At 51.0% G+C, this 17,995-nt stretch carries 12 protein-coding genes; 9 read left to right on the top strand and 3 right to left on the bottom strand.

What is annotated here, in order from left to right:
- Positions 1-29: 29 nt before the first annotated feature.
- Complete coding sequence (locus tag HBA55_RS14170) at positions 30-1,988, bottom strand: TonB-dependent receptor (RefSeq protein WP_166992316.1); 1,959 nt, start codon at positions 1,986-1,988, stop codon at positions 30-32.
- A gap of 208 nt (positions 1,989-2,196) precedes the next feature.
- Between HBA55_RS14170 and HBA55_RS14165 the strand changes: the two genes are divergently transcribed.
- From HBA55_RS14165 to HBA55_RS14150, 4 genes are all read left to right on the top strand, one after another.
- Positions 2,197-3,597 (top strand): DEAD/DEAH box helicase, encoded by a 1,401-nt coding sequence (locus tag HBA55_RS14165; protein WP_166992313.1) that lies wholly within the window; start codon positions 2,197-2,199, stop codon positions 3,595-3,597.
- 177 nt (positions 3,598-3,774) lie between these two features.
- Positions 3,775-4,776, top strand: coding sequence for an AraC family transcriptional regulator (locus tag HBA55_RS14160; protein WP_166992310.1), 1,002 nt, complete (start codon positions 3,775-3,777; stop codon positions 4,774-4,776).
- Positions 4,769-5,773 carry an oxidoreductase family protein gene (locus HBA55_RS14155; RefSeq protein WP_206019797.1) on the top strand — a complete coding sequence of 335 codons (1,005 nt, stop codon included), beginning with the start codon at positions 4,769-4,771 and terminating at the stop codon, positions 5,771-5,773. Before HBA55_RS14160 ends, HBA55_RS14155 begins: the two co-directional genes overlap by 8 nt.
- A gap of 115 nt (positions 5,774-5,888) precedes the next feature.
- Positions 5,889-6,761 carry a ParB/RepB/Spo0J family partition protein gene (locus HBA55_RS14150; RefSeq protein WP_166992304.1) on the top strand — a complete coding sequence of 291 codons (873 nt, stop codon included), beginning with the start codon at positions 5,889-5,891 and terminating at the stop codon, positions 6,759-6,761.
- A 432-nt stretch (positions 6,762-7,193) separates the two neighbouring features.
- Here the strand turns inward: HBA55_RS14150 and HBA55_RS14145 are convergent, their stop codons facing one another.
- Positions 7,194-7,919: a hypothetical protein gene (locus HBA55_RS14145; protein WP_166992301.1), complete on the bottom strand. Its 726-nt coding sequence runs from the start codon at positions 7,917-7,919 to the stop codon at positions 7,194-7,196.
- A gap of 1,604 nt (positions 7,920-9,523) precedes the next feature.
- On the opposite strand from HBA55_RS14145, the gene HBA55_RS14140 reads away from it, so the two are divergent.
- The 5 genes from HBA55_RS14140 (at position 9,524) to HBA55_RS14120 (ending at position 15,791) form a co-directional block, all read left to right on the top strand.
- The gene (locus HBA55_RS14140; RefSeq protein ID WP_166992298.1) at positions 9,524-10,423 is read left to right on the top strand and encodes a ParA family protein; all 900 of its coding nucleotides are present in this window, start codon (positions 9,524-9,526) and stop codon (positions 10,421-10,423) included.
- Between the two features lie 91 nt (positions 10,424-10,514).
- Positions 10,515-11,528 (top strand): ParB/RepB/Spo0J family partition protein, encoded by a 1,014-nt coding sequence (locus tag HBA55_RS14135; protein ID WP_166992295.1) that lies wholly within the window; start codon positions 10,515-10,517, stop codon positions 11,526-11,528.
- A 62-nt stretch (positions 11,529-11,590) separates the two neighbouring features.
- Positions 11,591-12,016, top strand: coding sequence for a hypothetical protein (locus HBA55_RS14130; protein ID WP_166992292.1), 426 nt, complete (start codon positions 11,591-11,593; stop codon positions 12,014-12,016).
- Complete coding sequence (locus tag HBA55_RS14125) at positions 12,013-12,855, top strand: replication initiator protein A (protein WP_338109411.1); 843 nt, start codon at positions 12,013-12,015, stop codon at positions 12,853-12,855. The genes HBA55_RS14130 and HBA55_RS14125 overlap by 4 nt, the downstream gene beginning before the upstream one ends.
- 707 nt (positions 12,856-13,562) lie before the next feature.
- Complete coding sequence (locus HBA55_RS14120) at positions 13,563-15,791, top strand: NADP-dependent isocitrate dehydrogenase (protein WP_166992289.1); 2,229 nt, start codon at positions 13,563-13,565, stop codon at positions 15,789-15,791.
- Between the two features lie 83 nt (positions 15,792-15,874).
- Here the strand turns inward: HBA55_RS14120 and HBA55_RS14115 are convergent, their stop codons facing one another.
- Positions 15,875-17,995: a CehA/McbA family metallohydrolase gene (locus HBA55_RS14115; RefSeq protein WP_240946091.1), complete on the bottom strand. Its 2,121-nt coding sequence runs from the start codon at positions 17,993-17,995 to the stop codon at positions 15,875-15,877.

The raw sequence follows: 17,995 nt of genomic DNA, 5'->3' as shown, positions 1-17,995 counted from the left end.
GGTTTACCGAACAGGTTTCGGCTGGCTGGTTACCAGTGCCAGCGGGCCGAAACCCGGTATACCTGATCCTGGTCTCCGCCGCCGATCAATCGTTGCAGATTAAAATCCTGAATATCCGCAACTTCATAATCGTCTTCCAGAAGATTCTCTACACCAGCCATAATTTCCAGCTGCTCGCCGGTGTATTTATACTGTGCACTAAAGTAATGGGATTTATCGACTGCGGCTCGATCACTTTGATACTGGTAACTGGTACCTATGGAGTGAGGTCCAGCGATCACCCAGTGCAAACCCATCGATGCCATCCAACGAGGCACAAATCCCCGTCCCAGATCTTTGCTGTTACTGCTGTCGTCGTCGAAGTGATACGCGAGATTGGAGATCAGCCGAAGTCGATCTGTGGCGTATTGATAATCCACTTCCAATCCGTAACGATCAAAATCTCCCGCGTTGGCAAATTTCACCGCAAAGTCCGTTGCCTGTCGCTGAATAAAGTTCTCGGCGTTCAGGTAATAGGCATTTACAATCAGTAGCTGGTTGTCTTTGTTAAAGGTGTAAGCCAGATCCACGGTTTCAACCGTTTCAGCTTTGAGATCCGGATCGCCCATGATGACATTTGGTGGGATATCAATGCCCTGTTGAATCAGGTTGGGCGAATTGAATCCCGTCGAATAAATCAATTTCAGAGAGCTGGTGGAAGACAGACTGTATACGCCACTGATGCGAGGCAAAAAATTGCTGCCCGCTTTTTCGTTATCCACATAACGAAAACCCACATTCAATCGATAGCGATCGAAATCCTTTAGCCATTGCCCATACACCGACCATTCACCGGTTTCGTCTGCTGCCAGGGTGATAGCACGCGTTTCGCCAGTCCCAGCGTCGGTATTGCGATAGTCGCCCGTACTGCGTTCTTCGACTTCTGTTCCCAGTACGTACTCAGAGCCGGCAGGCAAGGTACCGACCCACTTGGCCCCGAATCGCATACGATGATTATCGGAGCCGGAGCCAAAATTCTGAATACCGTCATCTACACCACCGAACAGGTTATCAGTGGGGATCTCCAAATAGTAGTTGTTGTAGTCGCCATAGACATCCAGCTCGCCGCCGTTCAGACGCCAATGCTGATTAAGATGGAGCAACCGGCCTGTTTGTTCCATTTTGCTTTGATTGGTGATAGCCGCTACCGCTGCCAATCCGGAGTTGGATGAGCGAAACTCGTGATATTGCGCAGTAAAATCCCGCCACTGCCAGCGTACCTGAATGGACTTGCTTTGATCCTGCTTTTCGATTTCCCCGTCGCTGGGTGTACCTGGCGGATAGAATGGCGGTACCGGCCGACGGTTAAAAAACGCGTCATAGCTCTCACCGTCACGCCAATGGCCGGAAATCGTCAGCCGTCCTTCACCAAGATCCGTGCCGGTATAGAATTCCATTAGATTCTCTTCATTGGAGCTGACACTTCCGAACACACTGGTTTCTTTGGAATCCTTGCTGACCAGATTAATTACACCGGCTGAGGCATTGGAACCATGGAAAACCGTGCCTGGACCTCGAATCACTTCGATGTGGCTTATACTCTCCAGAGAAATGCCGGAAAGTGGAATATCACCATGAGCCGGCTGCCAATAGGGTACGCCATCCAGCTGAAACAAAACCTTCTGATTAAACGCCTCAAAGATGCCACGCATAACGATGGCTTTGGTACCTATGGCGGTATCCTGCACCTGAACACCCGGCAACATTGAGATCATGTCCTCAAGGCGGTGAATGCCCATGCTCCGCAACTGAGCGACACTGATTCTCGACACAACCGCAGGCGTACTCAGAATTTTTTCTTCACGGGTGGATGCAACACTCACCTCTACAGCGAGCAGCTTTTCCAAGCTCATGGCGTAGAGATCGTCACTTTCCTCCGCCATAGATGCCGCACCGCTTAATCCAGAGCCGAGCGAAAACATCAGAGGAAATAAAGACGCACGTTTCATGGGGAGATTAGAGGTTCCTTACTGCTTTCTTTCTTAGTGGCATATCGCGCTATTTTGGCCAGCCGCTGTTTTATCCTAGTTCAAGCCGGCCAATCAACCAAATTAACAAAACATAATGAAACAATCCCTTACAAAGCGTAGTAGTTAACCTGTAACTCCTGTAAGCTTCACGCCCCTCCCGTGAGGTGGGTTTTACTGAGATTGATGTATGAGTTTTGATTCCCTGGGCCTGTCCGCCCACATCCTGGAGGCCGTCGCCGCCCAGGGTTATACCACACCATCCCCCATTCAGGCCCAGGCGATTCCTGCGGTTCTTGAAGGTCGCGATGTCATGGCTGCCGCCCAGACCGGTACCGGCAAAACCGCCGGTTTTACACTGCCACTGCTGCAGCGATTGAGCGCAGGCAAGCCCGCCGGCTCTAATCGCGTCAGAGCCCTGGTGTTGACGCCGACCCGAGAGCTGGCCGCACAGGTACACGACAGCGTCGAGACCTACGGAAGCCGCCTGCCAGTGAAGGCCAATGTGGTGTTTGGTGGAGTCAAAATCAATCCACAGATGATGAAGCTGCGCCGGGGCAGTGATGTTCTGGTGGCCACACCAGGCCGCCTGCTGGACTTGCACCAACAGAACGCTGTGGCATTTGATCAGCTGGAAATTCTGGTGTTGGATGAAGCCGATCGCATGCTGGATATGGGCTTTATTCGGGATATTCGCAAGATTCTTGCGCTGTTACCCCAAAAACGCCAAAACTTGTTGTTCTCAGCTACCTTTTCCGAGGAGATTCGCGATCTTGCGAAAGGCCTTGTCACTGATCCTGTGGAGATTTCAGTAACCCCGCGTAATTCCACCGCCAAAACGGTGGAACAAATGGTTTATCCGGTCGATAAAAGCCAGAAATCAAAGCTGCTGACACAGCTGATTCATGACAATCAGTGGCAGCAAGTGTTGGTGTTTACCAAGACCAAACACGGCGCCAACCGACTCACCAAACAGCTCGATGGTCGCGGTATTACGGCGGCGGCCATTCACGGCAATAAAAGCCAGGGCGCTCGTACCCGCGCGCTGGCCGAATTCAAGAGTGGGGATATCCGCGTGTTGGTGGCTACTGACATCGCCGCGCGAGGCTTGGATATTGACCAATTGCCTCAGGTGGTGAATTTCGATCTTCCCAATGTATCGGAGGATTATGTGCATCGGATCGGCCGCACGGGGCGTGCCGGAGCCTCCGGCAAAGCCGTATCGCTGGTCTGTGCTGAGGAATTCAAACTGCTCAACGACATCGAGCGCTTGATTCAAAAGCTGTTACCACGTGAAACGCTGGTGGGCTTTGAGCCAGGCGAGCCGTTACCCGAGTCACGGCTACTACCACCCCGTAAGCCTAAAAAGCCAAAGAAACCCAAAGACTCACAGAATTCTCAACATTCAAATAAACGGGGTGCTGCTGGCAACGCCAGTGGTACTGGTGAAAAGACGCAGAACCAACGCCGTCGGAGCAAACCAACAGGTCAAAAAACTCGCGGCTCAGCAACTACCGGCGTCTCAGACATCAAGGACAGCCGCCCACCGCGTCGCCGTCGTCCCCGGCGGCGTCCTGCTGCCAATGGCTGAAACCGTTAGACCTTCAGTCCTTTTATGAGCTGTCTCGCTATAGCTATTAGTTGACAAATCAATTAATAGCTATAGCAACCACACCCTAACCGCCTCAAAACTCACAAATTTTGCCAGCCATACGCAGGCAGTCTACAATCGAATCCATTCGATCAGCTGAATTCTGCCCACTAAATCATGGCTACTATCTCTCGTCATCACGCTGCAGCCGCCACCCGAGGCCTGGTGGCGAAAGGCTTTGACAGTGACTCCTTATATCGACGTGTAGGTATCAACCCCAAGCTGCTGGATATCCCTCATGCGCGAGTGGGTGAGCACCAGATGACCCAGTTGATTCAGCTGATTTGGGATACCCTGGAAGACGAATTTATGGGGTTTACCGCCACACCCTGTAAATCCGGTGCATTCAGCTTTATGACCCATGCCATCCGCCAGTGCTCTAATCTGCGGGAAGCCCTGCGCATGGGTACCCGATTCTATAATCTGTTTACTGAAGACATACGCACCGATTTACGAGCCGAAGGTGACGAAGCGAGCATCACTATACGCTTCTCTCAACCGGAACTGGATCCTGACCACTTTTACCTGGAGTTCTGGATGGTGATCTGGCACCGCCTTGCCAGCTGGATAACAGGGGTTCGTATTCCGCTACTCTATACCCGTCTTTCTTACAACGAACCCGGCCATGCCACTGAACTCAACTATCTGTTTCCGGGTTTGCGACACTTTGGACAAGAACGCAACCAACTGGTGTTTCCGGCGGAATTCCTGCAGCTGCCATTGGTACGCAGCAAGAGTGATGTGGACCAATTTCTGATTCATTCCCCCTTTGATCTATTGACCATACCGGGTGATGACAAGAGCTTACGCCACCACATCACCCACTTGATTACCGGCTCTCAAGCCTTACCTCTGGAATTTCCTGGTATCGCAGACCTCGCGGGGCGGCTGAATATCTCCCCACAGACACTCCACCGACGTCTGCAGCAGGAAGGTACCAGCTATCAACGTATCAAGGACAATATCCGTCGAGACCTCGCCTTGACCAAACTGGTCAGAGACAAGCTCCCGGTTAATGAAGTTTCGGCCCTGGTGGGGTTTTCGGAACCCCGATCTTTTACCCGGGCATTCAGGCACTGGACTGGATTGTCCCCCAGGGAGTACTGCCGTTTTGTCTAGCCTTGCCGATTGGATCTGCCGAACCCTGGGCGCTCAGCGAGCCGAACCGGCTGCTGAACTCCAGCAGTTATGGAGCGGCTATGGGAATATTGTTCGGTACCACTTGGAATATGATTCCCCGTCCTCCGGGGCTCCAAAAACCGTCATTGCCAAAGCTATCCGCCCACCCGATGAACGCGACCACCCTCGCGGCTGGAACACGGATTTGTCACACCGGCGCAAGTTGCGCTCCTATCAGGTCGAGGCGAACTGGTATCAGTCATGGGCTCATCAGTGCCCGGCAATGGTTGCCCAACTGCTTGGCTACACGCAACAGGCTGGCACCACCGTTTTACTCCTCAGTGACCTGGATGCCGCCGGGTTCGCCGGGCGGCATACCCGGCTGCACTCAAATCAAACACTCGGTTGCCTGTCTTGGCTGGCCAAGTTTCACGCCCGTTTTGCCCACCGCAGCGCCGCTGATCATCAAAGCATCGATTGGCCCGATGGCTTGTGGCCCGTGGGTACCTACTGGCATTTGGATACCCGACCAGACGAATGGAGTGCCATGGCCCCCGGCCCACTCAAGGACGCCGCTCGAGCCATTGACCAGCGATTGTCTCAATCCGACTACCTGACACTGGTTCACGGAGATGCCAAGGTGGCCAATTTCTGCTTTGGTAAGGCTATGGATCAAGTCGCCGCCGTGGACTTTCAATACGTCGGTGGTGGCTGTGGCATGAAAGATGTGGTGTATTTCCTGGGCAGCTGCCTCAGTGAACATGACTGCCAACAACATCAGAGCGAATTGTTGGATTATTACTTCCGCCATCTGCATAAAGGACTGATCAGCTGTAATCCGAAATTGGACGCCGACGAGCTTGTTGCCCAATGGCGCGAACTGACGGTGTTTGCCTGGGCGGACTTTCAGCGCTTTATCGAAGGCTGGTCTCCAAATCACCACAAGAACAACGAATTCAGCCAGCGAATGACTCGCCAAGCACTGGCGGCGCTTTGAGCGCCGTCGGCGGTCTATTGAATGCCCAGTGCCAGCATCTGCCCCCTCCGGTATACTTGAGGATTGCCCGCAGACGAATTCTCCCCCCTGACACTACAATGGATAATCAAAAACCATGAGCGTTGAAACGCGCGATATTCTCAAAGCGCAGCCTCTCTTACAGACCGAATTGTTTGCCAATGTCGAAGTGACTTTGCAGGCCATCGATGTCGATAAGCTCTCACCGGGTATTTATCAGAACCGTGAGCACTTTGATGAAAAAGCGCTACAGGAATTGGCCCAAAGCCTGATCAGCTGTGGCGGAAATATTTCGCCATTAAATGTGCGCCCTCGCGGCAAGGATAAATTCGAAATCATCGCCGGTGAACGCCGTTGGCGTGCTGCCCAGATTGCCGGTCTCGACAAGCTGTTGTGTTTGGTGGGCGATTTTTCGGATCGTCAGGCTGCCAGTATCACCGTATCCGAAAACCTACAGCGTGAAGATCTCAACCCAATCGAACAAGCTCAGGGCTACCAACGAATGAGCCAGGAGTTTGATCTTACCCACAAAGAGATTGCCGAATCGGTGGGCAAGTCCCGCGTCGCGATTTCAAACTCTTTGCGGCTGTTGTCTCTCTCCCTGGGCGTCCGCGACATGCTTAAGCGGGGTACTTTAAGTGAGGGACACGGCAGAACTCTGTTAGGTCTCGACCCTCGCGATCAGGTCGCGGTTGCCAATAAAGCACGTCGCAATGAGTGGTCCGTGCGCAAACTCGAAACTTATATTCGAGAATTGAATTCACCCAAAGAGGATCTTCCTCCAAGTAACGAAGACTTTGATATTAAAGCGCTGGAAGATGAAGTCAGCCAGCAGTTGGGCCACCCATTCCGCATTCGATTGGACAAACGAACCGGCAAAGGTGAGTTTCGAATTAACTTTTACAATGCCGTTGATTTTGAAGCTGCTTTGGATCGAATTCGCGACACCCTGCAACTGGAAAAGCTTTGATTGAAACAATCGCGGATTTGATAGAAAAGAAGTAATCAGCTTGTGAGAATGCGAAGAAGCACCACAAGGAAAAAGGAAACTCTAAAAAGAAAAAAGGGGCTTTGCAGCCCCTTTTCCATTCTCCTCTCGCCGTCCTGGCGACGTTGAATACCGCAATCCTATGCCAATTTTTTAAGTTAGGCAAGCGGCAGTAAAACAATTCGGCAACGTTTCTGGTTTTGCACCTGGAAATCATTAGATTCCCCTCATCTTTATTATCTAAAGCTTTCGGGTTCAGCCTTGTTTTCAAATAACCAGAAACCGCGTTGGAGATCAGATCAGAAATACTTTGGTCACGCTTTGGGAATGGATAACGATGATTCATCGTAGTGTTTTTGGAGCGCTTTTGTGAAAAGCTTACTTAAAGACAGGAAAGCCATTAAACAGCGTCAGTCAGCTGTGTTTATGTTTCTTGATAAATGCTTTTATCTGATCCTTCATCGGGGTCTGAACCTCTTCTTCAGTAGTCACCTCAAAAGCAATAAGCATGTCGATGCAGTCGTTTAACGTCGCGCTCAAATCAAAACTTTTTGCCGGAGCACCCAAGCTTTTGCTACTTTCCATCAGTAAATTCATCGCCAGGGGCTTTAGAGAATCGCGATAGTCCTGATCTCGCAGGGGGGCATTTTCCAGCAGTGGCCCGGTGGCTTCATCACCAAAACGGAGCCAGGCCAAAACTTTTTTCTCCTCCAGTTCTACAGGGATGTGCTGCAGAAAAAACCTGACAAGCGCGACCAAGGTTTCTTCCTGAGGAGGCCTATCTTTTAACAGCCAGACTCGTACAGAAGGACTGGCCTTACCAGTGAGTTTACTCAGGAACGCCAGTCGACCGCGTTGCTGTCGGCCGGGAATACCCATACCTTGTACGCAATCCAGAAAATCGTGGAAACGCTGACTGAATCCTGGCACTCCCACAATGGGTTCGATTTTCGATTCTTCACGTCTGAAATCGGACTGATATCTATCCAGGGACGATTGAGAGTCTGTCACGGGAGTCCTTTCGGGAGATTGGTAAACGCAGGCCATCTTAGCCAATTTTGACAAAGCCTTGAAGAGATACACTCCCTCAGTGGGTTTTCCATTGCTCTTGGTTCCCGTTGGAATAAAAAACCACAGCATAATTTAAGAGTCTCCTAAGGAGACACCTGATGACTTATGTCAGGTACGCGTGAGATTTCATTTCTTTCACACCCTGATGGCAAAAATGTTTCACGTTAAACATTTTAACAAGAAGAAAAGCTTGCGATAGATTGGTAGTTTTCATGGCACACACTACAGCTATTAACAATTTACTTTAAGTTGCACAAAAAGACCTATGCTTTCAGCTGTCGGATTCCCCATCAGAATGCGATCAGGTTTACAGAGTTTTGAGGCCGTGAGCGGCCTTTAACGGGTGCCTTGTTTGTAGGCTAGTGGAGGGCTATTCCAACAACTCTTGTGCTACGCCCTGCCCGGTGAGGTGCCCCTTCGGGCCTGACCACTGAGTTCTGTCGGATACTTCTCCATATTACCGGTTCAAAACTGCGAAGTTCAGAGCGAAACAGTCGGCCTAGCTCGGTCTAAAGGGTGGCTGGGTGTTCGTTGTGGCACATAATCACCAGTCCCTTTCGTCCTCTCTGCGAAGAAAAAGCCGGGCAACATGCCCAAGTCCGATGGAAGCGCACGGCACAAAGAAAGCTGAAGGGATATTGTTTTAATATCCTCCATATGAGACAAACCCATTGAGTCACCCCAATAACATTATTCGGCTTTGTCTCATCTTTGCATGGCGTTTTTCATCCCTCTCGATTTCTACCGCTCAGTGCAACTTGAATCAGCGCCCTGTCTCCTAAGGAGACAGGCATTACTTTCCGGTTGTTGATCCCTGGTGTCTCCCGAGGAGACACTACCGGCAGCAACCTCATCAAATGACAAGACCTGCAAATTGCTATTTACCCTACGAGAGCAACTAATGCAGTCGTGTGCTTCTTGCCTACTCCCGTCATTTGGGGTCATGTCAGGCGAGCAATCTGCTGTAATCCGTTTACATCGAAACAACCGGACAGGTCTCTAGCGGACAACAACACGCCTTTAAATTCAGACACTGAGGGCCGCCGCCAAGAAGACCAGAGTGGAAGCGAGCGATGCGCCACAAACCGAACAGGCAAAAACACCTATATATAGCCCCTGCTATCGAATTTGAGAAATACAGGAGGCTACCTTATAAACCACACTTCCCTTGTGACCCCAAAACTGACTTCATGCGGAAAGCCCAGGTTAGACCCGCCAGGCATCTGCCTATAAACGGTATCTACAAATATTCACGGGGTACACAAAGAGCACTTTAACCAGCGTAAACAACCGCAGCGGACTATAACGATCAGATTCCCGCTTCCTAATCCAGTAATCGTAGCGGTAATCAGTCGACACCGCTCACCGTCATTTCTATCCATAAATAAAAACCCAGGCACAGGAATACAAAGAATTCCATAGTGTTCATTTTGGAGTTTTACTCTTCCAGATTCTGCACCGCCCGGCACCCACTCTGCGAAATCGCACTTTAGGGTGAAACTGCATTTCGAGTACTGTCCAACTTCTCGAAATCACATCATCTCAACATACTCAGAAAAGAACTCAGCTTATAATCACCCTCTGAAACACTCTCTGAATTAACACATATATCGGTTGACCCGGCATATTACGCACGTATATTATCTGCTGTATATTTTTCAGGGAGATCTCCGATGTTTGATTACAACAGCACCGTTCTCGCTGTGCTCAATCAAAAGGGTGGTGTCGGAAAAACCACCGTCGCCAGCATCATCGCAGAATACGCAGCACTCTATTCAAAACGCCACGTTCTGGTTGTCGATTTGGATATGCAGTGCAACTCATCGGACTACTGGGTTGGCATGGAGACCGCACCACAGGCAACTGGTGGTCAGCTTCCTCCGGCACATCCCGAATTTGATGGCGACCCCGATCTCGAAGAACGCTCCAGCATCGCAGACATCTTTTTCGGCAAAGCCGTACTCCCTCACTCTACTTACATCAATGAAGATAACGGCTTTAAATTCAGCGTCGATGTGATGGTCGGCCACCCGGCTCTGCTAGAGCGGGTAAACACCGAATTTGACAACGCCAGCGGCAAAATCGCGTCAGAGATTATCAATCGTTTGGGCGAATTCCTGCATATGCCGGAAGTGGCTGAGACTTACGACCTGATCATTCTGGACACCGGACCCAGCCGAAACCCAATCTTCCGGGCTGCAGTACGTGCCGCGACCCACGCCATTATCCCGTTTGAGCCCGAGGAAAAGAGTATCCAGGGGATCAACGCCATGCTCCAGGTTCTCCATTCCGAGAACTTCTCCCGAACAGACGAAGATCAACTGAAGCTGGTCGGACTGTGCCCCAACAAAGTGCGCTCGAACACCAAGATCCATAAAGGCACTTTGAACATGCTTCATGAAGAACTGGGCAACGCCATGTTCCCTGAGGATATATATCTGCCTCAATCAACTGCGTTTCCAGAAAGGGACTTGAAGGGAATCACACCGAAGAGTATTTACGAAATCCCCCCCAGCCACACTGCCCGCAAGAAAAGCGAGGTCGTGGGGGAATATGTAATGGCAGCACTCTAAGACCAAAACTGAAAAGTGTCTCCTCAGGAGACGGCAAAATCACCAAACAGCACAAAACAACCACCAATCGGTGACATAACAGGAGACGGCAATGGCAGCCAAGAAACTAGGACTGGGTCGTGCGGGCACTGGCAAGGTCTCAGCCCAAGAGCAAAAAAGCAGCGAAAAGTGGACTCAGAGCATAAAGTCCCAGCTGAGTGTCGCCAGTACATCAACCGCGCCACTGTCCAAGTCCATTCCTATCGACTATGTGCTGACCGACCCAGATAACCCAAGAAAGCTTGCCATCAGCAAAGAAGAAGTCACGAAATTTGCTCAAAAATACCCTTTCAGCAAAAAGTCGATTTCAGCAGATAACGCCGATGTCTGGATTGAGCACTATATAGAAGACGTTACAAAAACCTGTGGTTTCACCGGCAAAAAGCTGGGTGACATTATTTCCATAATAGAGTTTGCAGCAGCTCTGAAAAGCGCCGAAAGGTTGGTGCACCCAATTTCAGTACTAAAAGACGAAACTACCTTCCATCTGATTGCAGGTGAACGGCGTCTGTTTGCCCATATCCTTTTGGGTGAAACGCATATTTCTGCCACCATTCAAAGCCGTACCATGGACAGAGTGGAAATCGACACCCTACAGTGGGAAGAGAACGTCCACCGAGAAAATATGACTCTGTGGGAAAAGGTAGACCGGGTTCGGAAAATTATCGAAGCCACCGATGGCTTCGAAAGCACCAGTGTCACCAAATTGAGCAAGCGAATCGGTCGGGGCCGTGCAGAGGCGCAGCGTTATCTGGCCGTGCTTCGTTACCCTCACAAAATCCTGATTGAGGCCATTGAGCAAGGCAAAATCACTGATCTCAAAAAAGCAGCAGCACTGGCCCAACTGTCCGAGCAGGATATTCGGGGCAGTCTGGAAGGAGAAAGCCGCCCTACTCCTCCCAAGCCATCTGTTCGGTTCAGCCGCGACATCAATACTGATGGTCTGCGCAAAGTACTCGAAGCTGCTGCACAGAACCTGGGGGAAAGCACCGCTCTCAGCGAATTTGATCTGAATAAGCCAGCCGGTTTAGCCGCGGCGCTAGAGGCGCTGGTCCGCAAGGTATAGCTGCAGGACCAAAACTTTAGTGACCTAGATACCTATATAAGAAACAAGAAATGTAACCAACCATGGCAAAATTCACACTGCCCAAAAAAACCGTTCCCACCATTCGCACCAGCTTGCGGATTCCAGCGTTGATGCGCGACAAGCTGCACCAACATATGGAGACCGAAGGTTACAACCAGAAGCAGCGAAATATCTGGATCACCGAAGCGATTGAGTCCCTGCTACAACGTTCTGACTTTCCAAACCTGGTTGCCGAAGAATTTATTCAGGCCGGCTCTACCGTGCCAATCCCCCTGACCCTGTCGGGATCTCTGAATGACCAGATCAATACCGCTCTAACCACCATTGAAGACCAGGAAGGCATCAGCAAAGATCGCAGCGCCCTTCTCCGCACCGCTATCATCCAGCGAATGCTGGCCAATCAGAATATGCAGCTGTCAGAGAAGGGTCTCGCCAGCCTCAAGAACGTTGAAGAGGGTGAATCGTGAATCTGGTGAACACCGACCAAATTGATATGTTTGTTGCAGACATTGTAGATGTGGCTCCAAAGGGTGACACCCAATCCATGGAGTACCCCATTTTTGCAATCAGCAGCAAACCTGACTCAGAGAAATACCGCTACGAGAACAAGGTAACCGGCAGCTGGCTGGAGATTATTCCTTCCGCCGATGGACGAGCTACCATCCACGATAAAGACCTGCTTATCTATGCTTTCGGACATATTGCAGAAGCAGCCAAGCTGGGCCGAGATATCAGCCGCCGCGTTCGCATTACCGCCTATGATTACCTGACCGTGACCAAGCGGGGTACCGATGGCAAATCTTACAAAGCCATTGGCGATACCCTTGCCCGGCTGAGAGGTACAGTGGTCCGGTCCAATATGATTGGCGCGGACAAGGTATCCAAGAAGGCTGAAGTCTTTGGTCTGATCGACTACGGGTCGGCCGTGACGGATCAAAAGGGACGTTTGGAGTATTTCGAAGTAGTTATTTCTGAACAGCTGTTTACCGCTGTCGCCAACAACGAGATTCTCAATTACAACCGCGACTATTTCTCTTTACGCTCTCCCTATGACCGGCGCCTTTATGAACTCTGCCGCCGCAACTGTGGAGGCTCCGCTGAGTGGCGTGTCCCGATTGAGGAAATCTGGCACATCTTTGGTGTGAAATCACCACTGAAAGAGTTTCGCCGAAAGATCAAAGACTGTATTAAAAAGCAGCTTGTCCCTGATTATGAACTCGAATATGAGGCCGCAGCCTCAAAAAGCAGCCCGGATTGGCTGATTGTTCGCCAAAATAGCGAATATACTGCTCTGGTAGGCACATAATTCCACCTTTCAGCGGGGTTTTAACCACCCCGCTTCGTGGTTTTAACCACCCAGGCCTTCTCCAGCCCCCTCCTATTGCCCCATGGAACACTGTGAAACACCAATAACATACGGTATGCAACGGTTGAACCCTCTAATTACTGTATGTTATTGAATTAACAGAGCTTTCGGGGTTTCAACCACTGTTGTAAACACCGCTTCGAGGTTTTAACCACTACAGAGATATGTCATTCGTGGTTTTAACCACCAACAGGAACTCTGTACAGATTGTGCCTATATTTAAAACCTGAAACACAAGAATTACGGCAAAGGTCGGGAGCCAGCGCGAAATTATTTGACTGCAAACCAAAGCTTGGTAATAAAAACTACATGGTTTGTAGCAAAAATGAATTTTGGCCAATCCAGACTACAAAACTGACATCCACAGGTGCTGGAAAATGCTGGTCTGAAATGCATCTCAACCTTAATTTAGTTGCGATTTATAAGGGAAAATCCGTAATTGTGCAGACAAATTCCAACTTATGGATATCAAGCTAGTGGTCTTAAGACTAATGTCTAACAGATATAATCCTGTTGTTTTTTTACAACGATCTGTAAAAGCAGCGCATTTTTCTGTAGAATGCGCACCCAAATTTCGCCACAACCAGACTAAGAGCAGCCACAAGCCGCTCATATTAGTGCTAACAAAATGACGCCTAGGGGGCAGTATGACAGATTCGAAATCGAAGATTATTTATACACTAACCGATGAAGCGCCAGCACTGGCCACCTACTCACTCCTCCCGATCGTCAATACCTTCTCCGCCGCCGCCGATATCGAAGTTACCACCAGCGATATCTCACTGGCCGCCCGCATCATCTCCGCCTTCCCTGAGAAGCTTACTGAAGAACAGCAGCTGCCGGATGCTCTGGCTCACCTGGGCGAGCTGACCCAGAATCCAGAAACCAACATCATCAAGCTGCCCAACATCTCAGCATCTATTCCTCAGTTGGTTGCAGCCATCGCTGAACTGCAGCAGCAGGGCTATGACCTCCCGGCCTACCCCGAAAATCCAGAAAATGCGGAAGAAGAAGAGATCAAATCTCGCTACGCCAAAGTGCTGGGCAGCGCCGTTAACCCCGTTCTGCGTGAAGGTAACTCTGACCGCCGTGCTCCTGCAGCTGTTAAGCAGTACGCCAGAAACAACCCCCACTCCATGGGCAAGTGGAGCCAGGCATCCCGCACACACGTTGCTCATATGCGTGAGGGTGACTTCTATTCCAGCGACATCTCCACAACCATGGACAAGGCTGACACCCTGACCATTGAACTGGTCACCAAGAGTGGCGAAGTCAAGAAGCTGAAAGACGTACCTGTTGAAGACAAAGAAGTGGTCTCCGCCCAGTTTATGAGCACTCGCCTGCTGCGTAAGTTCCTGGACGAAGAGATGGAAGGCGCACGCCGCTCCGGCCTGCTGTTCTCCCTGCACATGAAAGCCACCATGATGAAGGTCTCTGACCCTATCGTGTTTGGCCATGCGGTAACCGTTTACTTTAAAGAAGCCTGGGAAAAGCACCACGACACGCTGGTAGAACTGGGTGTACAGCCTAACGACGGCCTCGGCAGCGTGCTGCGCAAGATCGACAGCCTGCCCTACTCCAAGCGTGCCGAAATCGAATACGATCTGCGCAAGTGCTACGAAACCCGTCCTGAGATGGCGATGGTTGACTCCGATAAGGGCATCACCAACCTGCACGTGCCCAGCGACATCATCGTCGATGCCTCTATGCCGGCAATGATCCGCAATGGCGGTAAGATGTGGAGTGCCGACGGCAAGCTGCAGGACACCAAGGCCGTGATCCCTGACAGCTGCTACGCCACCATGTACCAGGAGGTCATCAACTTCTGTAAGCACCACGATGCCTTCGATCCTACCAAGATGGGTACCGTTCCTAACGTAGGTCTGATGGCTAAGAAAGCCGAAGAATACGGCTCTCACGACAAGACTTTTGAAGCCCCCGCAGACGGCACTATGCGCATTGTTGATAGCAACGGCGAGGTGGTACTGCAACACGACAATGTTGAGCAAGGTGATGTTTGGCGTATGTTCACCGCCAAGGATGCTCCTATTCAGGATTGGGTTAAGCTGGCCGTTACCCGCTCTCGCCTGAGTGGCATGCCTGCCCTCTTCTGGCTGGATGATCGTCGTGGTCACGATGCCGAGATGATCAAGAAGGTCAATACCTACCTGCAAGACCATGACACTGAAGGTCTGAAGATTCACATCCTCAACCCTGATCGCGCTATCCGTTACACCATGGAGCGCCTGAAGCTGGGCCTCGACACCATCGCTGTTACCGGTAATGTTCTGCGCGACTACCTGACCGATCTGTTCCCGATTCTGGAGCTGGGTACCAGTGCCAAGATGCTGTCTATCGTGCCTCTGATGAACGGCGGCGGCCTGTTCGAAACCGGCGCCGGTGGCTCCGCACCCAAGCACGTTCAGCAGTTTGAAGAAGAAGATCACCTGCGTTGGGATTCACTGGGTGAGTTCCTGGCCCTGGCCGTGTCTATTGAAGACGTTGCCACCAAGACCTCTAACCCCAAAGCACAGATTCTGGCCAAGACCCTGGATCAGGCCACCGGTAAATTGCTGGAAAATGGTCAGTCTCCTTCCCGTAAGGTGAAAGAGCTGGACAACCGCGGCAGCCACTTCTACCTGGCCAGCTACTGGGCAGAAGCCCTGGCCGCACAGGATGAAGACGCTGACCTGGCTGCCAAATTTGCACCTCTTGCCAAAGTGCTGAGTGAAAACGAGGAAAAGATTATTCAGGAACTGACCGATTGCCAGGGCAAGCCGGTTGATATGGGCGGCTACTTCCACCCTGACACCAGCAAGGTTGAAAAGGCGATGCGTCCAAGTGAGACTCTGAACAGTATCCTGGCCAACGTCTGATTTTAGACTGACCTAGTCCGCAGTCTCTTAAAAGGGGCAGAGCGAAAGCTCTGCCCCTTTTTTTGTATACAGGATGTAGGGTGCTACTTCCTATTCAGAATCCTTTCATAAACTTCGAGCGCCTTCTCAATTCTGCTCTCCAAACCCGATCGTTGGCGCTGGTACTGCTCCTGTAATTGCTGGGTCTGCCAATATTCCAGCTCCCGTTGAACATTCAGCGGTGCCTCGCTTAACTGTTTAAGCCGATGCTTCATGGCAGCAACCCGTTGTGGCACTCTGTCTTTACAGGCACTATTGCCTGACCTATCCACCAGGTAAATCGGAGCCGAATGGGCCATCGCGAAATTCTTGCCAAACCCTCGCAACGCCAGCCAGCCACTGGCGCCGGGTGACAGGGATTTCTCCAATCTCAAACGCGTTGTTGGTTCTGTGCCGCCGTTCCTGCTGGCAATCACATCGCCGCAATACACCAATTCAAGGCGCTCCAGGGAATCCCAATCCGGGTTGACCCAGGCGTCTGCCAGAATATCCAATACGCCGGACTCATCCACGGGAAGGGTAGAGCCCATAGCTTGGCCATTCACCTCAAGATCTATCAAGAGCCCGTTGGAAACAAATGTCTCCCCAGACTTTACCGATTCAAACCACTTATGGGTGTTATCACTTAATGTGACTCTGGCATAACTGCGAACCGCCCCAGGCTGATCAAAGTAAGGAAAATCGGAACCCGCCGCTGGCGCAACTCGGAAGCCCAGGTCGAGAAATTCATACCACAGCTCCGTCCGCAGCTGACTGTTTTGCATGATTTCAACAAAGTCCACCAAACCGAAGGGTGCATCTAGAGCCAGCCCCCAGGAACCATTGAACTCTTCAGAACCAACGTGAGCGTAACCGCTGATGGCGTTCTGTCTTCGATAACCTTCGAAGAATTCATGGTAGTAAAAGTAGCGGTCAGGATTGATCAGCGGCTTTTCGATGTTGAGGGAAATGGTGTGACCCCGCTGCGCGGTTCTGGGGCCCTCAATCCCCGGCACCAACGCGTGTATCCCTTGCTGATAGAAGCCTTCGCCACCATAGGCGTACTGAGGGTAGTGACTTCCACCGGGGTTATTCATGAGCAATAAGTTGGCAATGTGCACATCTTCCGCCGCCATTACTCTAGCTATATCTGGATTGTCCTGATGGTCACGGCGCATGTGAATATGTACATCTCCGGATTGCCAGCCTTTCTGTGGCATATCCTCCCACCGCGTAATAGTAAATTGTTTAACAACCTGCTCCCCCGGTTTCACCTGAATTCGTTGTAGAAGCCATCGGTACTCCGGACCTTTTGATGCAACTATCCAATAATCTCCGGCAGGCAAAGACGTCCGGTAACTGCCGTCACTGTAAAATACGTACCGGTTAGTATGCGGCCAGGGTTGAGAGCGTTCGTTAAATGATTTGAGCGCATATTGCCGAATTTCTGTTTCGTAATATTGCAGTGGCAGTGCATCCTCACTGGGTAACAAAGCGCGCCCCGACGCGTCGTAAATTCCCATACGAACAGGAGTAGGGTGGCGGCTACCAGACTCAACAATGCGCAGCTCCAAACTGGCTTCTTGTAGTGAACCTTCAGGATTGGATACGCCTTCGGGGTTTTGACCACTGCGGGTTAAGGTTAAGTCACACAGCGTCAGGGTACTGTCTTCGTGTTCGCTCCCCGGCGCAATTGTTGACAGCGTGGTGACGGCAAAATCGGTACCGCGCATACCACGATTGGCAAAACGTGCGCGATCCAAAGTGAATTTTACGGTTTGCCATGTTCCCTCTTCAGCTTTTGGAGATAACACTTGGCTGCCAGTCGCATTGGCTTTGCCGTTGGCATCATAGCCATACACCAAAGTGGTTTGATTGGGCTGGTGCAGCAATAATTCCAGCTCCACAGGTTCATCAATATCAAATGCAAAATTGTCATCCACATCAAACCCAATAAAGTTGGCGTGGACACAGCGTTTACCGCCAACCGTTTTGATAGTGGGTTTTACACGCCCGAAGAATGACGACAACCCAAAGGATTCGGGGTAACCCGCCGTTAGGGTTCGGCTGATATTCTCTCTGTGCCAGTCGAGCATGACGACTCCGCGCGGTCCGTCCATAGCTTCTGGTAACCCATGCGCAATGGTGGTCATCGGAGCCATAAACAATAACAGTACTACAAACAT

The sequence above is a fragment of the Pseudomaricurvus alkylphenolicus genome (genome assembly GCF_011683955.1).
GTDB classification, from domain to species: domain Bacteria; phylum Pseudomonadota; class Gammaproteobacteria; order Pseudomonadales; family Cellvibrionaceae; genus Pseudomaricurvus; species Pseudomaricurvus alkylphenolicus.
The sequence above is the reverse complement of the archived record's forward strand: the minus strand, read 5'-3'. Positions and strand labels throughout refer to the sequence as shown.

What these genes read in the sequence shown, in the direction of transcription:
- HBA55_RS14160 (WP_166992310.1), top strand. Translation starts at nt 3,775, where the DNA reads ATGGCTACTATCTCTCGTCATCACGCTGCAGCCGCCACCCGAGGCCTG.
- HBA55_RS14165 (WP_166992313.1), top strand. Translation starts at nt 2,197, where the DNA reads ATGAGTTTTGATTCCCTGGGCCTGTCCGCCCACATCCTGGAGGCCGTC.
- HBA55_RS14120 (WP_166992289.1), top strand. Translation starts at nt 13,563, where the DNA reads ATGACAGATTCGAAATCGAAGATTATTTATACACTAACCGATGAAGCG.
- HBA55_RS14150 (WP_166992304.1), top strand. Translation starts at nt 5,889, where the DNA reads ATGAGCGTTGAAACGCGCGATATTCTCAAAGCGCAGCCTCTCTTACAG.
- HBA55_RS14115 (WP_240946091.1), bottom strand. Translation starts at nt 17,995, where the DNA reads ATGTTTGTAGTACTGTTATTGTTTATGGCTCCGATGACCACCATTGCG.
- HBA55_RS14140 (WP_166992298.1), top strand. Translation starts at nt 9,524, where the DNA reads ATGTTTGATTACAACAGCACCGTTCTCGCTGTGCTCAATCAAAAGGGT.
- HBA55_RS14145 (WP_166992301.1), bottom strand. Translation starts at nt 7,919, where the DNA reads ATGCTGTGGTTTTTTATTCCAACGGGAACCAAGAGCAATGGAAAACCC.
- HBA55_RS14170 (WP_166992316.1), bottom strand. Translation starts at nt 1,988, where the DNA reads ATGAAACGTGCGTCTTTATTTCCTCTGATGTTTTCGCTCGGCTCTGGA.
- HBA55_RS14130 (WP_166992292.1), top strand. Translation starts at nt 11,591, where the DNA reads ATGGCAAAATTCACACTGCCCAAAAAAACCGTTCCCACCATTCGCACC.
- HBA55_RS14135 (WP_166992295.1), top strand. Translation starts at nt 10,515, where the DNA reads ATGGCAGCCAAGAAACTAGGACTGGGTCGTGCGGGCACTGGCAAGGTC.